The sequence below is a fragment of the Hungatella sp. SL.1.14 genome (assembly GCF_024460495.1).
In the GTDB taxonomy this organism is placed as follows: Bacteria; Bacillota; Clostridia; order Lachnospirales; family Lachnospiraceae; genus Hungatella; species Hungatella hathewayi.
Window position 1 is genome coordinate 1 of the sequence record NZ_JANFYJ010000124.1, and the last position, 437, is coordinate 437.

Sequence of the window (437 nt, forward strand, 5' to 3'; positions counted from 1 at the left end):
CATGGGAATGCGCAGGGAGATGGTATAATACACCGCCCAGTCCCGATACCGTAGAATCGAATTGTGAAAGCTCTTAAACGAAAATATACTCTGCTGAAACGTCTTAACCACCGGAATTCCCCGGACATACTCCACCGCTTCGTTATTCATATCTTCCAGGGCATTCTGATACTGCCGCATACACTCCGCCATCCCGGTTCCCATCATGCGGCTTAAGAAAAATACGCCCACACCCATAGGATCGAGGCTGATCAGGCCAAATCTCCAGTCAAAGACCAGAAGAAGCACGAGAACAGCGACAGGCGTTACAACAGCCCCGGCCAGGTCCGGAAGCTGATGGGCCAATGGCGAATTTCCAGACGGAAAAGTGAGAAAAGGATACAGTAAAGATTATATCCATTCTTTTTCCGCAGTGTTGCAGCAGTCATTCCGTTTTG

1 pseudogene is annotated in these 437 nt (G+C 49.2%); it reads right to left on the bottom strand.

The features are described 5' to 3' along the window. Positions 1-345, bottom strand: a pseudogene (locus NE473_RS30260) (ABC transporter transmembrane domain-containing protein); the annotation flags it as partial. Positions 346-437: the final 92 nt, after the last annotated feature.